The organism is Agromyces humi (genome assembly GCF_009720255.1).
Classification (GTDB): Bacteria; Actinomycetota; Actinomycetes; order Actinomycetales; family Microbacteriaceae; genus Agromyces; species Agromyces humi.
Genome location: NZ_WJSP02000032.1, coordinates 1 through 18,877, shown reverse-complemented (window position 1 = coordinate 18,877; position 18,877 = coordinate 1). Strand labels below are relative to the sequence as shown.

The 18,877-nt window shown below is 70.4% G+C and carries 22 protein-coding genes; 11 read left to right on the top strand and 11 right to left on the bottom strand.

The genetic code is table 11. The annotated features are described in order from the left end of the window. Window positions 1-888: non-homologous end joining protein Ku (gene ku, locus GH736_RS05420; protein WP_159600960.1), on the bottom strand; the 888-nt coding region annotated here is incomplete at its 3' end. Between the two features lie 156 nt (window positions 889-1,044). Here ku and GH736_RS05415 point away from each other — a divergent pair. Continuing rightward, a complete protein-coding gene (locus tag GH736_RS05415; RefSeq protein WP_235933843.1) occupies window positions 1,045-3,543 on the top strand; it encodes an ATP-dependent DNA ligase in 2,499 nt (832 codons plus the stop codon). A gap of 32 nt (window positions 3,544-3,575) precedes the next feature. Continuing rightward, window positions 3,576-3,920, top strand: coding sequence for a DUF7882 family protein (locus tag GH736_RS05410; protein WP_159600958.1), 345 nt, complete (start codon window positions 3,576-3,578; stop codon window positions 3,918-3,920). 3 nt (window positions 3,921-3,923) lie between these two features. Here the strand turns inward: GH736_RS05410 and GH736_RS05405 are convergent, their stop codons facing one another. From GH736_RS05405 to GH736_RS05395, 3 genes are read right to left on the bottom strand one after another with little or no spacing between them, the layout of a single operon-like run. Further along, complete coding sequence (locus tag GH736_RS05405) at window positions 3,924-4,895, bottom strand: DNA topoisomerase IB (protein WP_159600956.1); 972 nt, start codon at window positions 4,893-4,895, stop codon at window positions 3,924-3,926. 7 nt (window positions 4,896-4,902) lie between these two features. Next, on the bottom strand, window positions 4,903-5,169 hold the full coding sequence (locus GH736_RS05400) for a DUF7218 family protein (RefSeq protein WP_159600954.1): 267 nt from the start codon (window positions 5,167-5,169) through the stop codon (window positions 4,903-4,905). Window positions 5,170-5,195: 26 nt separating this feature from the next. Further along, entirely contained in the window at window positions 5,196-6,080 is an 885-nt protein-coding gene (locus tag GH736_RS05395) for an SDR family oxidoreductase (RefSeq protein ID WP_159600952.1), read from the bottom strand. Window positions 6,081-6,354: 274 nt separating this feature from the next. Between GH736_RS05395 and GH736_RS24340 the strand changes: the two genes are divergently transcribed. The 3 genes from GH736_RS24340 (at window position 6,355) to GH736_RS05385 (ending at window position 7,275) form a co-directional block, all read left to right on the top strand. After that, on the top strand, window positions 6,355-6,519 hold the full coding sequence (locus GH736_RS24340) for a DUF2207 domain-containing protein (RefSeq protein ID WP_162529547.1): 165 nt from the start codon (window positions 6,355-6,357) through the stop codon (window positions 6,517-6,519). Between the two features lie 100 nt (window positions 6,520-6,619). After that, window positions 6,620-7,012, top strand: a complete 393-nt coding sequence (locus GH736_RS05390) for a DUF7882 family protein (protein ID WP_235933842.1) — start codon at window positions 6,620-6,622, stop codon at window positions 7,010-7,012. Window positions 7,013-7,056: 44 nt separating this feature from the next. Then, entirely contained in the window at window positions 7,057-7,275 is a 219-nt protein-coding gene (locus tag GH736_RS05385) for a hypothetical protein (protein WP_159600950.1), read from the top strand. 89 nt (window positions 7,276-7,364) lie between these two features. Here the strand turns inward: GH736_RS05385 and GH736_RS05380 are convergent, their stop codons facing one another. Continuing rightward, window positions 7,365-7,859, bottom strand: coding sequence for an SRPBCC family protein (locus GH736_RS05380; protein WP_159600948.1), 495 nt, complete (start codon window positions 7,857-7,859; stop codon window positions 7,365-7,367). Window positions 7,860-7,986: 127 nt separating this feature from the next. Next, the gene (locus GH736_RS05375) at window positions 7,987-8,310 is read right to left on the bottom strand and encodes a DUF7882 family protein (protein ID WP_159600946.1); all 324 of its coding nucleotides are present in this window, start codon (window positions 8,308-8,310) and stop codon (window positions 7,987-7,989) included. Between the two features lie 118 nt (window positions 8,311-8,428). Between GH736_RS05375 and GH736_RS05370 the strand changes: the two genes are divergently transcribed. The 4 genes from GH736_RS05370 to GH736_RS05355 all read left to right on the top strand — a co-directional run bounded on the left by GH736_RS05370 (window position 8,429) and on the right by GH736_RS05355 (window position 13,036). Then, window positions 8,429-9,604, top strand: coding sequence for an alcohol dehydrogenase catalytic domain-containing protein (locus GH736_RS05370; protein ID WP_159600944.1), 1,176 nt, complete (start codon window positions 8,429-8,431; stop codon window positions 9,602-9,604). Window positions 9,605-9,720: 116 nt separating this feature from the next. Continuing rightward, window positions 9,721-11,103 (top strand): extracellular solute-binding protein, encoded by a 1,383-nt coding sequence (locus GH736_RS05365; protein ID WP_159600942.1) that lies wholly within the window; start codon window positions 9,721-9,723, stop codon window positions 11,101-11,103. Continuing rightward, window positions 11,100-12,074 carry a carbohydrate ABC transporter permease gene (locus GH736_RS05360; RefSeq protein WP_407922325.1) on the top strand — a complete coding sequence of 325 codons (975 nt, stop codon included), beginning with the start codon at window positions 11,100-11,102 and terminating at the stop codon, window positions 12,072-12,074. The genes GH736_RS05365 and GH736_RS05360 overlap by 4 nt, the downstream gene beginning before the upstream one ends. After that, window positions 12,071-13,036 (top strand): carbohydrate ABC transporter permease, encoded by a 966-nt coding sequence (locus tag GH736_RS05355; protein WP_162529546.1) that lies wholly within the window; start codon window positions 12,071-12,073, stop codon window positions 13,034-13,036. Before GH736_RS05360 ends, GH736_RS05355 begins: the two co-directional genes overlap by 4 nt. A gap of 64 nt (window positions 13,037-13,100) precedes the next feature. On the opposite strand, the gene GH736_RS05350 is transcribed toward GH736_RS05355, so the two are convergent. The 5 genes from GH736_RS05350 to GH736_RS05330 all read right to left on the bottom strand — a co-directional run bounded on the left by GH736_RS05350 (window position 13,101) and on the right by GH736_RS05330 (window position 16,005). Further along, complete coding sequence (locus tag GH736_RS05350; protein ID WP_159600940.1) at window positions 13,101-13,397, bottom strand: hypothetical protein; 297 nt, start codon at window positions 13,395-13,397, stop codon at window positions 13,101-13,103. A gap of 134 nt (window positions 13,398-13,531) precedes the next feature. Continuing rightward, a complete protein-coding gene (locus GH736_RS05345; RefSeq protein ID WP_159600938.1) occupies window positions 13,532-13,882 on the bottom strand; it encodes a PRC-barrel domain containing protein in 351 nt (116 codons plus the stop codon). Next, window positions 13,869-14,360: a hypothetical protein gene (locus tag GH736_RS05340; protein ID WP_235933841.1), complete on the bottom strand. Its 492-nt coding sequence runs from the start codon at window positions 14,358-14,360 to the stop codon at window positions 13,869-13,871. The genes GH736_RS05345 and GH736_RS05340 overlap by 14 nt, the downstream gene beginning before the upstream one ends. After that, entirely contained in the window at window positions 14,357-15,586 is a 1,230-nt protein-coding gene (locus GH736_RS05335) for an NRAMP family divalent metal transporter (RefSeq protein WP_159600936.1), read from the bottom strand. Before GH736_RS05335 ends, GH736_RS05340 begins: the two co-directional genes overlap by 4 nt. Continuing rightward, the gene (locus GH736_RS05330; RefSeq protein ID WP_159600934.1) at window positions 15,583-16,005 is read right to left on the bottom strand and encodes a hypothetical protein; all 423 of its coding nucleotides are present in this window, start codon (window positions 16,003-16,005) and stop codon (window positions 15,583-15,585) included. The genes GH736_RS05335 and GH736_RS05330 overlap by 4 nt, the downstream gene beginning before the upstream one ends. A 158-nt stretch (window positions 16,006-16,163) precedes the next feature. Here GH736_RS05330 and GH736_RS05325 point away from each other — a divergent pair, with 158 nt between their 5' ends. Further along, the gene (locus tag GH736_RS05325) at window positions 16,164-17,171 is read left to right on the top strand and encodes a LacI family DNA-binding transcriptional regulator (RefSeq protein ID WP_159600932.1); all 1,008 of its coding nucleotides are present in this window, start codon (window positions 16,164-16,166) and stop codon (window positions 17,169-17,171) included. Between the two features lie 371 nt (window positions 17,172-17,542). Continuing rightward, window positions 17,543-18,877, top strand: a 1,335-nt coding sequence (locus tag GH736_RS05320; RefSeq protein ID WP_159600962.1) for a glycoside hydrolase family 13 protein, incomplete at its 3' end; no start/stop codon positions are given.

The window sequence follows — 18,877 nt, the reverse complement described above, 5'->3', positions numbered from 1 at the left end:
CATCCGCCTGGTACCCGTTGTAGTTCGGCACACCGCGCCAGGGGTTTCCCGGGACGTTGTCAGCGTCGAGTTTCTCCCACACGACGCAGTCCGGCATGACCCGCCCCGCTTGGACGCGATCGACTGACGCAGGGCCTCCATGAGGTCGATGACCTCGCCGCCCTCCTCCTCCTCGGGCTGCTCACCGAACGTCGCGGCCGTGTCGACGGCGTCGCCCTGCTCGAGCTTCGCCGCGATGAGCGTGCGCAGCTCGGCCTGGTACTCGTCGACGAACTGGTCGGGCTCGAAGTCGGACACGAGGCTCTCGACGAGCTGCTTCGACAGGTCGAGCTCCTTGTCGGAGATCTTCACGGGCTCGTCGAGCGACGGGAACTTCGCCTCGCGCACCTCGTCGCTCCAGAGCAGCGTCTGCACCATGAGCACGTCGCCGTAGACGCGGAGCGCGGCGAGGCGGGTCTTCTGCCGCAGCGCCATGCGCACGATCGCCGTCTTGTCCGTCGACTCCAGCGTGCGCCGCAGCAGCACATAGGCCTTGTTCGACGCCGAGTCGGGCTCGAGGTAGTAGCTCTTGTCGAACATGATCGGATCCACCTGCTCGGTGGGCACGAACTCGACGACCTCGATCTCCCGGCTGCGCTCGGCCGGCAGCGACTTCAGGTCCTCATCGGTGATGATCACCGTGCGTTCGCCGTCGTCGTAGGCCTTGTCGATGTTCTTGTACTCGACGACCTTGCCGTCGATCTCGCACACGCGTTGATAGCGGATGCGCCCGCCGTCGGCGTCGTGCACCTGATGCAGGGACACGTCGTGATCCTCGGTGGCGCTGTACAACTTGACGGGCACATTGACCAGGCCGAATGTGACCGCCCCTTTCCAGACGGCTCGCATCACACCAGTAGACACCCGAGCGGATGCTGCGCGGTAGCCCTTGCGGCATTCGCGGGCGACCGCCCGTGGCCCCGCGAGGTGACGCGAATCGCCCTTCCTCGCGTCACGATGGTCGATTCGCGTCACTTCGCGGGCCGACCGGGCAAGATGGGGAGCATGGCCGAGGGCACCCGCCAGCTCGTGGAGGTCGACGGCCGGAGACTCCGGCTGACGAACCTCGACAAGGTCATGTATCCCGAGACCGGCATGACCAAGGGCGAGGTGATCTCCTACTACGCGGAGATCGCCCCGGTCATGGTGCCGCTCGTGATCGGCCGGCCGGTCACGCGCAAGCGCTGGGTGCAGGGCGTCGGCACGACGGATGCCCCGGGGCAGGTGTTCTTCGAGAAGAACCTCGCCGAGCACGCCCCCGACTGGATGCGCCGGGGGGTCATCGAGCACTCCGACGGTCCGAAGACCTACCCGATCATCGATCACCGGGCGGCCCTCGTGTGGCTGGCCCAGCAGGCATCGCTCGAGATCCACGTGCCGCAGTGGCGGTTCGCGCCCGACGGCTCGCGCGGCAATCCCGATCGCATGGTGTTCGACCTCGACCCCGGGCCGGGCATGGGGCTGCTGGAGTGCGCGGAGGTCGCCCGGCTCGTGCGCGCGATCCTCGACGGCATGGGGCTCGAGGCGTTCCCGGTCACGAGCGGCAGCAAGGGCATCCACCTGTACGCGGCCCTCGACGGGTCGCAGACCTCGCAGCAGGTGTCGGATGTCGCGCACGAGCTGGCGAGGGCGCTCGAGGCCGACCACCCCGACCTCATCGTGTCGAGCATGCGCAAGACGCTCCGCGAGGGTCGCGTGCTCATCGACTGGAGCCAGAACAACCAGAACAAGACCACGATCGCGCCCTACTCGTTGCGGGGCCGTCCCACGCCGACGGTCGCAGCGCCGCGCACCTGGGACGAGCTCGACGACCCGGGCCTGCGCCAGCTCGACGTGCACGAGGTGCTCGCCCGGGTGGCCGAGGGCGTCGACCCGATCGCGCCGTTGGCGGCGGCCGGCACCGGTCCGGGACCGCTGGCCGAGTACCTCTCGATGCGGAAGACGGGGGTCACTCCCGAGCCGATGCCGTCGTCGAGCTGGGGGCAGCCGTCGACCGGCGACCCCAGGTTCGTCATCCAGGAGCACCATGCGCGGCGGCTGCACTTCGACCTGCGCCTCGAGCGCGACGGCGTGCTGAAGAGCTGGGCCGTGCCCAAGGGCATCCCCGATGACGCGGGCGTGAACCACCTCGCGGTGCAGACCGAGGACCACCCGATGGAGTACGCCACCTTCGAGGGCACCATTCCCGCGGGGGAGTACGGCGCTGGCTCGATGACCATCTGGGACACCGGCACGTACGAGACCGAGAAGTGGCGCGACGACGAGGTGATCGTCGACCTCGACGGCCGTCCCGGCGGGCCGCTCGGCGGGCGGGTGCGGCTGGCGCTCATCCGCACCGAGGGCTCCGGTGAGAAGAGCAACTGGCTCGCGCATCGCATGAAGGACCAGCGCCCGGGCCACTGGAGCCCGTCGTCGAAGGCGCGGCACGCGAGCGAGACCACGGCCGAGGCGACGACGGATGCCACAGCGCCGGCGGAACCCGCGGAGCCCGACGAGCGCGCCGAGCTCGCCGAGCTCGACGATGACGCCCCGCACGAGGTGGAGCCGATCCTCGTGCGCCCGATGCTCGCCACGTCGGGCACCCTCGGCCAGGTCGCCGGCGGCGACTGGGCGCTCGAGTGGAAGTGGGACGGCATCCGGGTGCTCGCCCGCGCCGACGGCGGCGGCATCCGCCTGCTGAGCCGACGCGGCAACGACGTCACGGCCACCTACCCCGAACTGGCCGGACTGCCGCGCGTCCTCCGCGGTGACGCGCTCGTCGACGGGGAGATCGTCGCCCTCGACGACCAGGGCCGCCCCAGCTTCGAGCGGATGCAGCAGCGCATGAACCTCGCGCGTCCGCGGGAGGTGGAGCGCGTGATGGCCGCAGTCCCCGTGCGGCTCCTGCTCTTCGACGTGCTCGAGATCGCGGGCTCCTCGGTCATGGAGCTGCCGTACCACCGCCGACGGGAGCTCCTCGAACGGCTCGTCCGCCCGCGGCGAGGCGTGCCGGTCGAACTGCCGGCCGCGGCATCCGGAACCCCGGCCGAGGCGTTCGCCGAGAGCCGCCGGCTCGGCCTCGAGGGCCTCGTCGCGAAGCGCACCGATTCGACGTACCAGCCGGGGGTGCGCACCGAGGCGTGGCTGAAGCTGAAGCTCACCCGCACCCAGGAGGTCGTGATCGGCGGCTACCGCAAGGGCAGCGGCACGCGCCTCGGCCGCATCAGGTCGCTGCTCGTCGGCATCCCCGGTGAGCACGGCCTCGAGTACGCGGGCCGGGTGGGCAGCGGATTCCGCGAGGTCGAGCTCGATCGGCTGCTGGCGCGGCTCGACGGACTCGTCCAGTCGACGCCCCCGTTCGTGGAGGTGCCGCCCCTCGACGCCGCCGACGCGGTGTGGGTACGACCCGAGGTCGTCGGCGAGATCGAGTTCGGCGAGTGGACCAGCACCGGCGTGGCGCGGCATCCGCGCTGGCGAGGACTGCGGCCCGACAAGCTGCCCGACGACGTCATTCGGGAAGCGTGATCCGTGGCCCCCGTCCCGGGTACGCTTCGTGCGTGGGCACTCTCTACTACGGCCAGTCGGCAGCTCCCATCGGCATCGAGGACCGCGCGCTCGCGCACGTGAAGTTCGCGATCACCGCCAAGCTCCGCAGGGGTGAGAGCCTCACCCTGTCGTGGATCCACCCCGACGGCCAGCCCCGCGGGCGCAGCACGATCTGGGTGAATCCCACGATCCCGCTGCGATTCGTGTTCGACGAGCGCGAGGCGCCCGAGCTCAGCCGCGACTGGGTCGAGGAGCTGATGCGGTCGGCGAACAGCAGCGGCGGCATCACGCTCGTCGAGGAGCACATCGACACCCAGGTGCCCGAGCCGGTCACGCAGCCGTTCGCCGCGGCCTGAGGCTCACGCGTCGTCGACGAGCAGCGCGAGCAGCGCCGTCTCGCGGGCGCCGCGCAGGCTGACGACGCGGCCATGCTCGTACGCCTCGAGCACGCGCGGGTCGACGTAGCTCGCCTTCGCGATGGTGGGGGTGTTGCCGAGCACCTCGCTCGCGTGCACGATCGCCTCCCTGATGGCCTGCGACCGCGCGCGGGCCGTGCCCTCCACGCCGAGCTGCGCGAGCCGGTCGGCCGCCTCGATCGTGCCGCGCAGGGTGCGGAAGTCCTTGGCCGTGAAGTCGCCGCCGGTGCGGGCTCGGATGTCGTCGTTCACGTCGGTCGCGATCGCGGCGCGCATGCGTCGGCCGTCCGTCCAGGCGTAGAGGCGCGACGCGGGCGACCGCTCCGAGTTGTGCTCCACGAACGTCGCGAGCGCGGCGTCGTGCACGCGGAGGTTCTGCGTGATGCCGCCCTTGGCCCGAAACCGGAACCGCACGGTCTCGGGCGGGTCGAGGGCCGCGTTGCGGACGAGCAGGGTGGTGAGGCCGCGGTTGCGGAACCCCGCCAGCGACTCCTCCGAGCCGATCCTGATCGCGCCGAGGTCGAGGGTGCGGAACGCCGCGGCCAGCACGCGTTCGCGCGGCAGGGCCTCCAGGGCCAGGTCGCGGAGCGCGGTGCGCCGGGCACCGGGCAGCACGCCGGCGAGCGCGGTCATCCGCAGGAACTTCTCCTGGTCCTGCTGCTCGCGCCAGACGGGATGGTAGAGGTACTGGCGCCGGCCCGCGGCATCGACGCCGACGGCGAGGATGTGCGCGTTCTCGGCCTCCGCGATCCACACGTCCTTCCATGCCGGGGGGATGGCCAGGTCGCCGATGCGCGCCCGCTCGGCTCGACCGGCCAGGCCACCGTCGCTGTGCACGTAGGCGAACCCGCGGCCGCGCCCCACCCGGGCGAATCCCGGTGAGACGTAAGGCGTCACCCGTTTGAGGCGCGGCATCGGCGGCTCAGTGGTTCCGCAGTGCCGAGATGAGCTCGGCCTTCCGCTTGCCGCTGTAGCCCGTGAGGCCGATCTCCTTGGCCCGCTTCTTCAGCTCCTCGACGGTCCAGTCGTCGTAGTCGCCGCTCTTTCCGCCCTTGCGTCCGACGGCGCTGCGTCCCTGGTTCGCCGCCGCGTTCGAGATGCGCGCGGCCTTCTCCTTGGAGGCGCCGTCGTCGCGGAGCTTCTCGTAGAGCTCGGGGTCCTTCAGCGACGAGTTCTTGCGTCCGGGCATGGTTTCCCTCTCCTTCCTCAGCGGCCTCAGCCCCCGCGCCCGCCGGTGACCGGCAGCACGGATCCCGAGACGTACGACGCGTCGTCCGACGCGAGGTACACGTATGCGCCCGCGAGTTCGGCGGGCTGGCCGGCCCGGCCGAGCGGCGTGTCCCGGCCGAACCCTGCGAGCTTGTCGGGCCAGCCGTTCGACGGGATCAGCGGCGTCCAGATCGGGCCCGGCGCCACCGCGTTCACCCGGATGCCGCGTGGCCCGAGCTCCTCGGCGAGCGCGGTCGTGAACGCGACGAGCGCGGCCTTCGTCATCGCGGCGTCGACCAGCGCGCTCGACGGGTCGGACCGCTGGATCGACGTCGTGGTGATGATGCTCGAGCCGGCGTCCATGAGCGGCACGGCCGCTCTCGCAAGGAACACCGGCGCGAACAGGTTGATCCGCATCACGTCCTCGAAGTCACCGGTGCGGAGCTCGTCGATGCCGCTCCGGTTCCGCTGGTGCGCCGCGTTCAGCACGAGCAGGTCGAGACCGCCGAACGCCTGCTCGGTGTGCTCGACGAGGTCCATGCAGTGCTGCTCGCTGCGCAGGTCGCCGGGCAGCAGCAGCGGGTCGCTGCCGGCGTCCGCGATCCAGTCGCCGGTCTCCTCCGCGTCGGACTGCTCGCTCGGCAGGTAGGAGATCGCGACACGCGCCCCCTCGCGTGCGAACGCGATGGCGACGGCCCGTCCGATTCCCGAGTCGCCGCCCGTGATGAGGGCACGCCGCCCCGCCAGGCGGCCGCTGCCACGGTAGCTCTGCTCGCCGTGGTCGGGGAGCGGGGCCATGGCCTCGGTCAGCCCGGGCGGGACCTGTTCCTGGCGCGGGAACGGGTCGGTGGTGTGCTTCGTGGTGGGATCGATGAGCTGCTCATCGAGCATGGTTGTTCGCCCCCTTCGACCGCAGTCACGCTACGCGCGGGCCCGGCGGGAGTCAGGGGGTTGACAGTCGATCGGATGCCGCGAAGCCCGTGTTTCCGCGGATTCCCCCTCGATTAGCACTCGGCGCGAAGGGCGGTCAACCCCTGTGCGCGGCACCGCGGGCGGCCCTACGTTGATGGCATGGACGTACCCGCGTCCCGAAGGCGCCGCCCGGAACGGCGGCGCCGGAGTCCGCGCCCGTCGATCACGGGGCGGATCACACGAAGGAGAGATCATGAACATCCTCGTCGCCATCCTCGCCGTCATCGCGATCATCCTGCTCATCACGGGCGGCGTCGTGCCCACGCTGAACTTCCTGCTGTGGGTCGGAATCGTGCTGCTGGTCATCGCGGCCATCGTGTTCCTCGTGCGCTACCTCAGCGGTCGTCGCACGGTCTGATCCCATCGCGAGACCTCTCACAGGAGCGGGCGGCCCTCGGGCCGCCCGCTCCGAACGTTTCCGGCGTGCCGGAACGGCCGCCGCGACGTATGCTGATGCCGTGGGCACCCTGTATTACGGCGACTCCGGCACCCCGATCGGCATCGAGGACCGGGCACTCGCGCACCTCAAGATCGCGATCACGACGAAGCTGCGTCGAGGCGAGAGCTTCACGCTGTCGTGGCAGCACGCCGACGACCAGCCCCGCGGCCGCAGCACCCTCTGGCTGCACCCCTCGATCCCGCTCCGGTTCGTCTTCGACGAGCCCGTGGCGCCCGAGCTGAGCCGCAGCTGGATCGAGGAGCTCATGCGATCGGCCAACAGCACGGGCGGCATCCGCCTGATCCCCGAGCAGCTCGACAGCGAGCCCATCGCCACGGTGCCGGGCCAACCCGTGCAGGTCGGCGTCGACGTGCAGCAGGTCGACGTCGACAACGAGACCCAGCCCGCGTAGTCGAACGAGCTCGACCGCGGCGGAGCGCCGGAGGAGGAGCAGAGATGGGCAGTTCCCAGGATGCCGCAGCTCGCGCGGAGATCGAACGCTGGTGGCCGCAGCTCTCGATCGAGGCCAAGCATCGACTGCTGGCCAGACTCGAGGCAGACCTCGACGCCGAGACGGCGGCGGAGATCGTGTCGCTGACCGGCGGCACCGCACCCGATCGGCTGACGCTCGCCGAGCAGCAGTTCGTGATCACCCAGATCGAGGCGGTCGACTGACGGCATGACGAGACGCAGCCCGCGAGGGGCTGCGCCCCGTCATCCGTTCGCGAAGCGGGTCCGTGGAGTCGATCCGCCCGCCTGTCACGTCAGACGACGCCGCTGCCCGAGCGGTCCGTCCGCTCGCCCTCGTGCACCTCGCCGCGCCACGCGCCGGTCTCGGCGCCGCGACCCTCGATGAACTCCTTGAAGCGCTTGAGGTCGCTCTTGACCTGCAGGTCGTCGAGCTGCAGCGCGGCGCCGGCCTGCTCGACGAAGCCCTCGGGCTCCCACTCGATCTCGAGGTCGATGCGCGTGCGATCGGCGCCGAGCGCCGTGAAGCTCACGCTCCCGCGGTGCAGCACCTCCTCGTCGACGCTGCGCCAGGCCACGTGCCGGTCGGGCACCTGGTCGACGATCTCGGCATCGAACTCGCGCTTCACGCCGCCGATCGACACGACCCAGTGGGTCATCGTCGAGCTCAGCTGGGTGACGCGGTCGACCCCGCCGAGGAACTCGGGGAACGACTCGAACTGGGTCCACTGGTCGTATGCCACGCGCACTGGAACGTCGACCTCGGTCGACGCGGTCAGGGTCGTGCTCATGATCCGGTCCTCCGTTCCGGGCACGGTCGTGTGCCCCGTTCCACGGTAGGAATGCGCGCGTGCCGTCACGAGGGGCTTGCCGCTCGGATGGGCTCCTGCTATCAGGGCGCGGAGGTGCTCGGGCGGGTCAGTCCGCGTCGATCGGCTCGTCCTCGGCGGGCTCGGGGACGAACTGCAGGCCCGACGTGCTGTTCGCCGAGAGCAGGAGCTGCTCGATCCACAGCTTGTTGAGCTTGGGCGTGCGATTGCCGCTGAACACGAACTGCAGCGGGATGGACTCGTGCAGCCAGATGGTGGTGCGACCGCTGCCGTTCTCGACGCCGTGCTCCCACGTCATCGAGAAGCTCTCGGACCGCCGCAGCTTGTTGAGGATCGCGACGCGCAGGTGGGCCAGGGTGCGGTCGTCGATGTCGATCTCGCGCGCTGACGAGTTGTAGATGAACTTGCCCATGCCGAGACTCTAGTCGCCGCCGGGCCCCGTCGACACGCGGCGTGCGCGCCCGCCGGGGAGGGGGCCCGATGGCGTCAACCCCCTGCCTCCGGCGAGGGCCGCCGCGTAGGAACGTGGCATGAGAGCACTCACCTGGCATGCCACGAAGGACGTCCGGGTCGTCGACGTTCCCGACGCGACCGTCGCCGAGCCGACCGACGCCGTCGTCCGCGTCACCTCGACGGCCATCTGCGGGTCGGACCTGCACCTGTACGACCTGTTCGGCCCGTTCCTGCACCGCGGCGACATCCTGGGGCACGAGACGATGGGCGTGGTCGAGGCGGTCGGCTCGGAGGTGCGCCGGGTGGCCGTCGGCGATCGCGTGGTCGTGCCCTTCGTGATCTCGTGCGGGCACTGCTTCATGTGCGCGCGCGGCCTGACGACGCAGTGCGAGACCACCCAGAACCGAGACCAGGGCACCGGGGCGCAGCTCTACGGCTACACCGAGCTGTACGGGTCGGTGCCCGGCGGGCAGGCGGAGTACCTCCGCGTGCGCCGCGCCGACGCCAATGCGCAGGTGGTCGGCCGCGACCTGCCCGACGAGCGGTACCTCTTCCTCAGCGACATCCTGCCGACGGCGTGGCAGGGGCTCCGCTACACGGGGGTCGTGCCAGGGGGCACCCTCACCGTGCTCGGCCTCGGCCCGGTCGGGCAGCTCGTGTCGCGGATCGCACGCCACCACGACGTCACGGTGCACGCGGTCGACCCGGTGCCCGAGCGCCGGCTCATGGCCGAGCGCCACGGCGCGATCGTCCACGATCTCGACGACGACGTGGCATCCGTCATCCGCGATGCGACCGAGGGCCGCGGCCCCGACGGCGTGGTGGACGCGGTCGGCCTGGAGGCGCACGGCAACCCGGCCACCGCCTTCGCCCAGGCCGCCGTCGGGGTGCTGCCCGACGGGCTCGCGAAGCCGCTCATGATGAACGCCGGAGTCGATCGGCTCGCGGCGCTGGACCTCGCCATCGACCTCGTGCGGCGGGGCGGCACCGTCTCGGTCAGCGGCGTGTACGCGGGCTCGCTCGACCCGATGCCGCTCATGACGGTCTTCGACAAGCAGCTCACGATGCGGTTCGGCCAGTGCAACGTGCACCACTGGCTTCCCGAGCTCCTGCCGCTCGCCGAGGACCCGTCCGATCCACTGGGCCTGGAGGACCTGGCCACGCACCGGGTGCCGCTCGAGCAGGCACCCGAGATGTACGAGAAGTTCCGAGACAAGGAGGACGGCTGCATCAAAGTCATCTTGAAGCCCTGATCAAGAGACGTTTGTTCGGGAAGCGCTTCTGTCAAGCCCCTGACGAGAAGCGCTGCTCGATACCTACCGTGACGAGTGAACCGGTCATGAGCCGGTACCCGAAACGGAGGCTCACCATGCATCGTGCTCGAATCGGATTGGCGCTCGCTGCCGCAACCGCGTTGGCGCTCAGCGGATGCGCGGTGGGGACCGGCGGTGCGGCCTCCGACGATGCGGACTACGACCCCGACGCCGAGCTCAGCGGCGACCTCTCGGTCATGGGTTTCTCGGGCGTCGACGAGGTCGCCACCTCTCGCGTCGAATACGCCGAGGGCGAGCTCGGCGACGTGAAGGTGAAGCTCATCGAGGGCGACCTCGACATCCAGCAGTTCCTCTCGGCGGTGGCATCCGGTGAGCCGCCGGAGCTGCTCTACGCCGACCGCGACCAGGTCGGCTCGCTCGCCGCCCGCGGCGCCATCATCCCGCTGGAACGCTGCATCGACGGCGAGGGCATCGACATGGAACAGTTCCGTGAGTCCGCCGTCGGCCAGGTGACCCTCGACGGCAAGATCTACGGCATCCCCGAGTTCAACCAGGTGCAGGTCACCATGGCGAACGCCGACCTCCTGTCGGCCGCGGGGCTCAGGATCGAGGACGTGAACGGCTCCGATCGCGACGCGATGACCGCGGCGAACAAGGCCCTCACGAAATCCGACGGCGGCTCACTCAGCGTCATCGGCGTCGACTCCAAGCTGCCCGAGTTCCTGCCGCTCTGGGTCGCGGCCGCCGGCGGATCGCTGCTCTCCGAGGACGGCAAGACCGCGAGCCTCGACTCGCAGGAGGCGATCGACTCCCTGACCTGGGCGGTCGGCATCTACGACGACCAGGGCGGCTTCAGCGCCGTGAAGGCGTTCCGCGACTCCGCCGACTTCTTCGGCGAGGGCAACCAGTTCGCCACGAACGTGCTCGGCGCCATGCCGATGGAGCAGTGGTACATCAACGTCCTGAACGAGGTGTCGCCGGATGCCCCGATGGCGTTCGACACCGTGCGCACCACGTCGGGCGACCCCATTGCCTTCGCCGGCGGTTCGGCGTGGGCGATCCCGTCCGGCACCAAGAACGCCGCGGCCGCGTGCCGATGGGCCAAGGCCATGACGTCGGTCGACGCCTGGAAGGTCGCCGCCGACGCCCGCATCGAGGCCCGTGAGGCTGAGGGCAAGCCGTTCACCGGCATCCTCACCGGCAACACGACCGCCGACGAGCAGATCCGCGAGATGGTGACATCGGGCGGCGAGCCGTGGGACTCGGGCATCGCGGCCATGTACGAGGCGAACGACAACACGGTGTCGCTGCCCGCCAACCCGGCCGACGCCGAGTTCGAGCAGGCCATGCAGGACGCGGTGAACAGCGTGCTGAACGGCCAGGCCACCCCCGAGGAGGCGCTCGGCAAGGCGCAGGAGACCGCCCAGAAGGCGCTCGACGAGGGCTGGAAGAAGCTCGAGGACGGCGGCGGAAAGTGACCATCGCCCCAGCCCGCCCGGGCGGCCGAGTGCAGGAGCACTCCGCCGCCCCGGGCGAGCGCGAGCGGGGTCGCCGTCGGGCGCGACGGCGGAACGTCCTGTCGGCGCTGCTCTTCCTCAGCCCCTGGATGATCGGGTTCGTCGTCTTCACGGCGTGGCCGATGCTCTACAGCGGCTACCTGTCGCTCACCGACTACGACGTGATCAACAACCCGAACTTCGTCGGATTCGACAACTACGTCGAGATGACCTCCGACCCGAAGATCCTGCTGGCGCTCGGCAACACGGTGTTCTTCACGCTGTTGCAGGTGCCGCTCTACGTCATCGTCTCGCTCACGCTCGCGCTCCTGCTCGATCGCGCGGGACGGGCGTCGGGATTCTTCCGCACGGTGTTCTTCCTCCCCAAGATGACGCCGCCGGTCGCCGTCGGTGTGCTCTTCCTGCTGTTGTTCAACGGCCAGAACGGGCTGCTGAACACGGTGCTCGGCTGGTTCGGCATCAACGGTCCGGCATGGACGACGGACCCCGCGTGGGTGAAGCCGGGCCTGATCCTGATGTCGCTGTGGACCGTCGGCGCGTCCATCATCATCCTGCTCGCCGCCCTGCGGAACGTGCCGACCGAGCTCTACGAGTCGGCGAAGCTCGACGGCGCCGGCTTCTGGCGCACGTCGTTCAGCATCACGTTGCCGATGATCAGCCCTGCGCTGTTCTTCGTGATCATCGTCAACACCATCGCGGCGCTGCAGACGTTCGACGAGGCATACACCGCCTTCTTCGGCGCGGGCAACACGACGTACAGCAATGACGCCGCGCTCTTCTACTCGATCTACCTGTTCCAGCAGGCGTTCGAGTTCCTGAACATGGGCTACGCGTCGGCGATGGCGTGGGGGCTGTTCGTCGTCATCATGATCGTGACGGCGATCCAGCTGATCGTGTCCCGCCGATTCGTCTACTACGAGGGGGACCGATGACCGGCGTCGATGTCGACCTGCCCGTCGGGGGCGCCGCCGCTCCCGCCCCCAGGCGCGATGCTGCGGTGGCCGCCGCCGCGACCACGGTGCCGCCGACGGATGCCGCCGCACTGCGTGATGGCGGACGACGCCCGCGCACGCGCGCGAGTCGGGTCTTCGCGTGGATCGCACTCGCGCTGCTCGGGGTGATCTTCATCTACCCGTTCGTGTGGCTCGTCAGCGCGTCGTTCAAGCCGCGCACGGAGGTCTTCGACAACAAGCTCATCCCCGACACCTTCACGTTCGACAACTACGTGACGGTCTGGCAGCAGGCGCCGCTCGGGCTCTGGCTGATGAACACCGTCATCGTCACGGTGCTGGCCGCCGTGACGGTGACCTTCTCGAGCGCCATGGTGGCGTGGGGGTTCGCCTACTTCCGGTTCCGCGGGCGGGGTGCGCTGTTCGCCCTTGTGCTCGCGACGATGATGCTCCCCGGCGCCGTCACGATGATCCCGACGTTCCTCATCTGGAACGGACTGGGCCAGGTCGGCACGCTGACTCCGCTGTGGGCGGGCAACCTCTTCGGCAGCGCGTTCTACATCTTCCTGCTGCGGCAGTTCTTCCTCGGGCTGCCGCGCGACCTCTTCGAGGCGGCGCGCATCGACGGGGCATCCCAGTTCGGGGTGTTCTGGCGCATCGCGCTGCCGCTCTGCAAGCCGGCGCTCGCCGTGGTGCTCGTGTTCGAGGTGCAGGCCGTGTGGACCGACCTGATGCGCGCGCTCATCTACCTGCGGGACTCCGCGACCTTCACGGTGCCGCGCGGTCTCAAGTCGCTCGTCGACGCCTTCGGGTTCGGCGGCGAGTGGCACTGGGAGATCATCGTCACGGCGAGCGTGATCACGACGATCCCGATGATCATCGTGTTCTTCGTCGCCCAGCGGCAGATCATCGACGGCGTCGCGTCGTCGGGGCTGAAGGGCTGACGCGCCCGGCGGGCTGAGACGGCCGGCGGACTGAGACCGCTGCGGGACCGAGCGGGCGACCCGCTCAGTCCGCGTCGCGCTCGGGGTCGAGCGGGTCGTCGGTGGGGCGGCGCGGTTGTCGCGGATCGAGCGGGTCGATGTGGCGCTGCAGCTCGTCGAGGTCGGTGATGCCGGTGTCGTCGCGGTACCTCGACGGTGGGAGGTCGCGCAGGCGGCGCTGGATGTCGGCGTCCACCTCGGGGGTGTGGGCCATCGGGTCGACGGCGTCGGTGGCCTCGGACTGCCGGGGTTCGGTCTGCCGGGCTTCGGGCGCGTCCGGCCGGGTCGTCGGTTCGGTGTCCCGACCGATCGACTGTTCCATGGTGTCGCTCCTTCCGTGCGAGCGGATGCTTCGGGGCGTCCGCTCCTCGGGACGCTACGCGCGTGGGCACGGAGCGGCGAGGCCTTGACGACACCGGATGCAGAGAGTAACCGGGTTATCCGGTTCGCTGGGCATCAGGCCTCCCTGGGCGCCCGGGGCAGCATCGGATCCAGCTGCTCGTACCCGGCGCGGAACACCACTCGCCCGACGTCGACCAGCTCCACGTCGTCCCAGGCCACGAGGAACGACCCGCGATGCAACCAGCGCTGCAGCCACGCGATCAGGAACGGGCCGTCCTCGCCGCGGCGCTCGTACCCCCACGTCGAGAAGCGGCTGTGCGAGCTCACGAGCACGCCCGTCACGACGGTCTCGGCGAGGAGCTGTGCGGGGGCGCCCGAGATCTCGAGCCGCACGTCGAGGATCGCGCCGAGCCGTCGTCCGTCTGCGTCGAACGCGTCGCTGCCGAGCAGGTCACTCAGGATCATGACGGCCTCCGGGGATGCGGCCGATGAGGTGCCGGCTGACCCAGCGCTCCACCCACGACGCGTCGAGCGAGTCGGCGTCCACCCCGAGCCGCACGGTCGTGCCCACCGCCGACACGAGCTTCCACGGGATCGCGATGCGCCGCGCCGCCGGCGCGTGGCCGCCGAAGAGCCGCGTGAGGAGCTGCGGGCCGGTGAGGATGGCGGTGAGCGTGGGGGGCGGTGAGCCGGGCTCGATACGCGCTCCGGGCTCGATGCCGTCGAGCTCGAGGTCGTCGACGGTCGTGACGGGAACGCCCTCGCGATCGAGCACCTGGCGGTCGAGCAGGTGGAGGTGGGCGTCGAGCACGCGCCCCCGTGGCGCCCGCGGGTCGCGCCGCGGCATCCGTCGCCCCGCGCCGCCGTCGTGGTCGTGGTCGTGGTCGTGCTCGTGCTCGTGCTCGTGGTCGTGGTCGTGGTCGTGGTCGTGCTCGTCGTTCATGCGCCGGCTCCCGTGATGATGAGCAGGGGGATGGCGGCCAGGGCGGCCGCCAGGATGATGACCAGGTACACCTGGCCCACGAAGTTCATGCCGCGACCGTTGACGCGGTCGCCCATGTACTCGCGGTCGTTCGCGATGATGAGGATCGGCAGGTAGGTGAGCGGCAGCGCGACCGCCGAGAACACGACCGAGTACTCCGTGACGAGGATCGGGTCGACCCCTGTCGCGAGGATGGCGACCGCGATGAGGAGGCACACGATCATCGAGAGGTGGAACCGCGCCGCCTTCGCCGGCTTGCGGAACTTGCCCCACGACCAGCCGAAGTACTGCGCCAGGGTGTAGCCGCTCGACAGGGTGGTCTCGAGCGCCGCGCCGAACGTCGCGGCGAGGATGCCGACGATCACGAACGACAGGGCGATCTTGCCGCCGGCCTCGGCGACCGGCAGCACGACCTGGCTGAGGCTCGTCACGTCGATCGCCGCGGGCAGCAGCACCACCGCGGCGCAACCCGCGATGGCGATCGAGAGCAGCCCGCCAAGCGGGAAGCCGACGAGCACGTTCAGCCGCGACTTCGCGAGGTCCTTCTCCGTCCACTTCTCCTCGATCGCCCCCGACGAGAAGAAGAACACCTCGTAGGGGGTCATCGCCGCGCCGAACAGCGCGACGGCGTAGAACCAGTACGTCGCGACCGGCTCGTCGGCAGGCGGACCCGGCTGCAGGGCCTGGCCGGCCAGCTCACCCCAGTCGGGCGAGAGCATGAACAGCGCCACGGCGAACACGATGAGGGTGAGCCCGAGCAGTCCCGTCACGTTCTCGAGCAACTCGAAGCGCGCCCGCCAGATCACGATCCACACCCCGAACGCCGCCACCGGGATCCACCAGCCGGGGTCGACGCTCGTGGCGAGTTGCAGGGCGAGCGCGACGCCGCCGACCTCGGCGGTGACGGTGAGCAGGTTGATGAGGAACGACGCGGCGAGGTTCGCGAGGCCCGCGCGGGGGCCGAGGCGCTCCCGGATGATCTCGAACGTCGCCCGGCCGCTCACCGCGGCGACCCGGCCCGACATCTGCGCGTAGATGCAGATGCCCACCACCCCGACCAGGACGACCCAGGCGAGGCCGAGCCCGAACCGCGATCCGACGACGGCGTTCGTCACCAGATCGCCGATGTCGACGAACCCGCCGATCGCCGTGAGCACGCCGAGTGCGACGGCGAAGAGGTTCTTCACGGTCCGCCCTCCAGGTCCTCCAGCCCGTCGGCGGCATCCTCGAGCTGCGGCACGGTGGCGTCCAGCGAGCCGACGCCGCCCAGCGCGGCGCGCGCGTCGTTCACCGCGTCGAGCCCGTCACCGAGGGCGGCCAGCACCTCGTCGCGGTACGCGGCATCCGTCTCGGTTGAGACATCCGTCTCCGACACGGTCGTCGCCGCGCCGACGAGCTCGCGCCTCGCGTCCCCGAGGGTCGTTTTCGCGGTCGTGGTGAACGTGCGGTCATCGAGCTCCTGCTCCACCACGAGCCGCGCGGTCTCGACCGCGGCGACGCCCTGCCCGACGGCCTGCTCCATCGTGGCGGCGGCGCTCGTGCAGCCGGTGAGCAGCAGCGCGGCAGCGAGCACGAGGCATCCGGATGCCGCGGGGCCGGTCGGCACCGGATGGCGCCGTCCTTGCCGGCTGCGCGCGCACCCGCTCGCCCATCCCATGGTCAGATGCTGACGCGACCGAACGGCCTCGGACAAGCCCTTGACAAGCGGTTCTCCCCGTACACGCGCTTGTCGAGTTCTTGCGCACGCTGACGTAGCATGGCCGCATGTCGAGAAGACTCGCGGATGTCGCGCGCAAGGTCGGGGTGAGCGAGGCCACGGTCAGCCGCGTGCTGAACGGCAAGCCCGGGGTCTCGGCATCGACTCGCGACGCGGTGCTCACCGCCCTCGACGTGCTCGGGTACGAGCGCCCCACGAAGCTGCGCGGCGAGCGCGCCCGCCTCGTGGGCCTCGTGATGCCCGAACTGCAGAACCCGATCTTCCCCGCGCTCGCCGAGGCGATCGGCGGCGGCCTCGCCCAGAACGGCTACACGCCCGTGCTCTGCATCCAGACCGCCGGCGGCATCTCGGAGTCCGACTACGTCGAGCTGCTCCTCCACCAGCAGGTCTCGGGCGTGATCTTCGCGGGCGGCGCATACGCCCAGGCCGACGTGAACCACGACCACTACGACCGGCTCGTCGAGCTCAAGCTGCCGACCGTGCTGGTGAACGCCCCGATCGACGGCCTCGGCTTCGCCACGGTGTCGTGCGACGACGCGACCTCGATGGAGCAGGCGCTTGGGCACCTGCTGCAGCTCGGGCACGAGCGCATCGGCATCCTGCTCGGGCCGCGCGACCACGTCCCCTCGCAGCGCAAGCACGCCGCCGCGGTGCGCATGGCCGAGCGGCACGGCCTCGAGCTGGGCGACGACCGCATCGTGCACTCGCTCTACTCGCTCGAGTCCGGACAGACGGCGGCCACGAAGCTGCTCGCGGCGGGCGTCACGGGCATCGTCTGCGCGAGCGACCCCATGGCGCTCGGCGCGATCCGTGCGGTGCGCCGCGCCGGACTCCGCGTGCCCGACGACGTGTCCGTCATCGGCTACGACGACTCCGCGCTCATGAACTGCACGGAGCCGCCGCTCACGACCGTGCGCCAGCCCATCGAGGCGATGGGCCGCATGGTCATCGAGCTGCTCATGCGGCAGATGTCGAGCGAGGCGGCGATCGGCGACGAGGTGTTCTTCGCGCCCGAGCTCGTCGTGCGCGCGTCGACGGCCCCCGCGCCCCGCTGACTCCCCGCGCCCTACCGGCCCTCTCGACGAAATGTAGGAACTTCCGGGCGTGCGGCGGCGTGTCGGGCGGTCGCGGCCGGGGCGGCATCCGCTCCTTCCTCCATTTCGGCGACGGCGACGGCGACGGCGACGGCGATGGCGGCGGCAACGGCCGCACGGCGACGCCGCGACATCGTCCACCGCACCGCCGAATGCAGGCGAATGAGCAAACCGCTCTCGCAACTTCACGAAACTGATCGCAAGCGGATGCCGGTTTGTTGAAAAGTTGCATCAATCTGTTGCTCTCATTACGTTTCGGGATATCGACGCCGCCGTCTCCACCGTGACCCGGCGCGCCGCCCGCTCGCACGGAGGAGAACGACAGCGTGACCATGCCACTCACCGAACCCGGCACGGTGCCCCCGGCCCTCGCCGACGACGCGACGTGGTGGCGCAGCGCCGTGATCTACCAGGTGTACGTGCGCAGCTTCGCGGACTCCGACGGCGACGGCACCGGCGACCTGCGCGGGGTGCGCAGCCGCCTCGGCTACCTCAAGGAGCTCGGCGTCGACGCCCTGTGGTTCAACCCGTGGTACCCGTCGCCGTTCGCCGACGGCGGTTACGACGTGGCCGACTACCGCGACATCCACCCGGCCTTCGGCACGCTCGCGGACGCGGAGCTGCTCATCAGCGACGCGGCGGAGCTCGGCATCCGAACCATCATCGACATCGTCCCGAACCACGTCTCGAGCGAGCACCCGTGGTTCCAGGCCGCCCTCGCGGCCGGGCCGGGCAGCGCCGAGCGCGAGCGCTTCTGGTTCCACCCCGGCAGGGGCCCGAACGGCGACGGGATCCCGACGCACTGGGTCTCGAACTTCCAGGGCGACACGTGGACCCGTACCGTCAACCCCGACGGGACGCCGGGGGAGTGGTACCTGCACCTGTTCACCCCCGAGCAGCCCGACCTCAACTGGAACCACCCCGACGTGCGGGCCGAGCACGAGGACATCCTGCGCTTCTGGTTCGACCGCGGCGTCGCGGGCGTGCGCATCGATTCGGCCGGGCTGCTCATCAAGGATCCGGCCCTCTCGGAGGTGCCGGAGGTCGTGGCGCCAGGACAGCACCCCACCGAGGACCGCGACGAGGTGCACGACGTGTACCGGTCGTGGCGGCGCATCGCCGACTCGTACGACGGAACCCGCGTGCTCGTCGGCGAGGTGTGGGTGCCAGACGCCGAGCGGTTCGCGGCCTACCTGCGGCCCGACGAGATGCACACGGCGTTCAACTTCGACTTCATGTCGCGCCCGTGGGATGCCACGGCGCTGCGCAGCTCCATCGACCTGATGCTGGCGGCGCACGCCCCCGTCGGTGCCCCGAGCACGTGGGTGCTCTCGAATCACGACGTGACCCGCCCGGTGACCCGCTACGGCCGAGCGGACTCGAGCTTCGCCTTCGCGACGAAGCGGTTCGGCACGCCGACCGACCTCGACCTCGGCCGACGACGGGCGCGCGCCGCCGCACTGCTGACCGCGGCCCTGCCCGGCTCGCTCTACCTGTACCAGGGCGATGAGCTCGGCCTGCCCGAGGTCGAGCTGCCCCGCGAGGTGCTCGAGGATCCGATGCACTTCCGCTCGGGCGGCGTCGACCCGGGTCGTGACGGATGCCGCGTGCCGCTGCCCTGGCGCGGCGCCGAGCCGCCATACGGCTTCAGCCCCGCGGACCCCGCC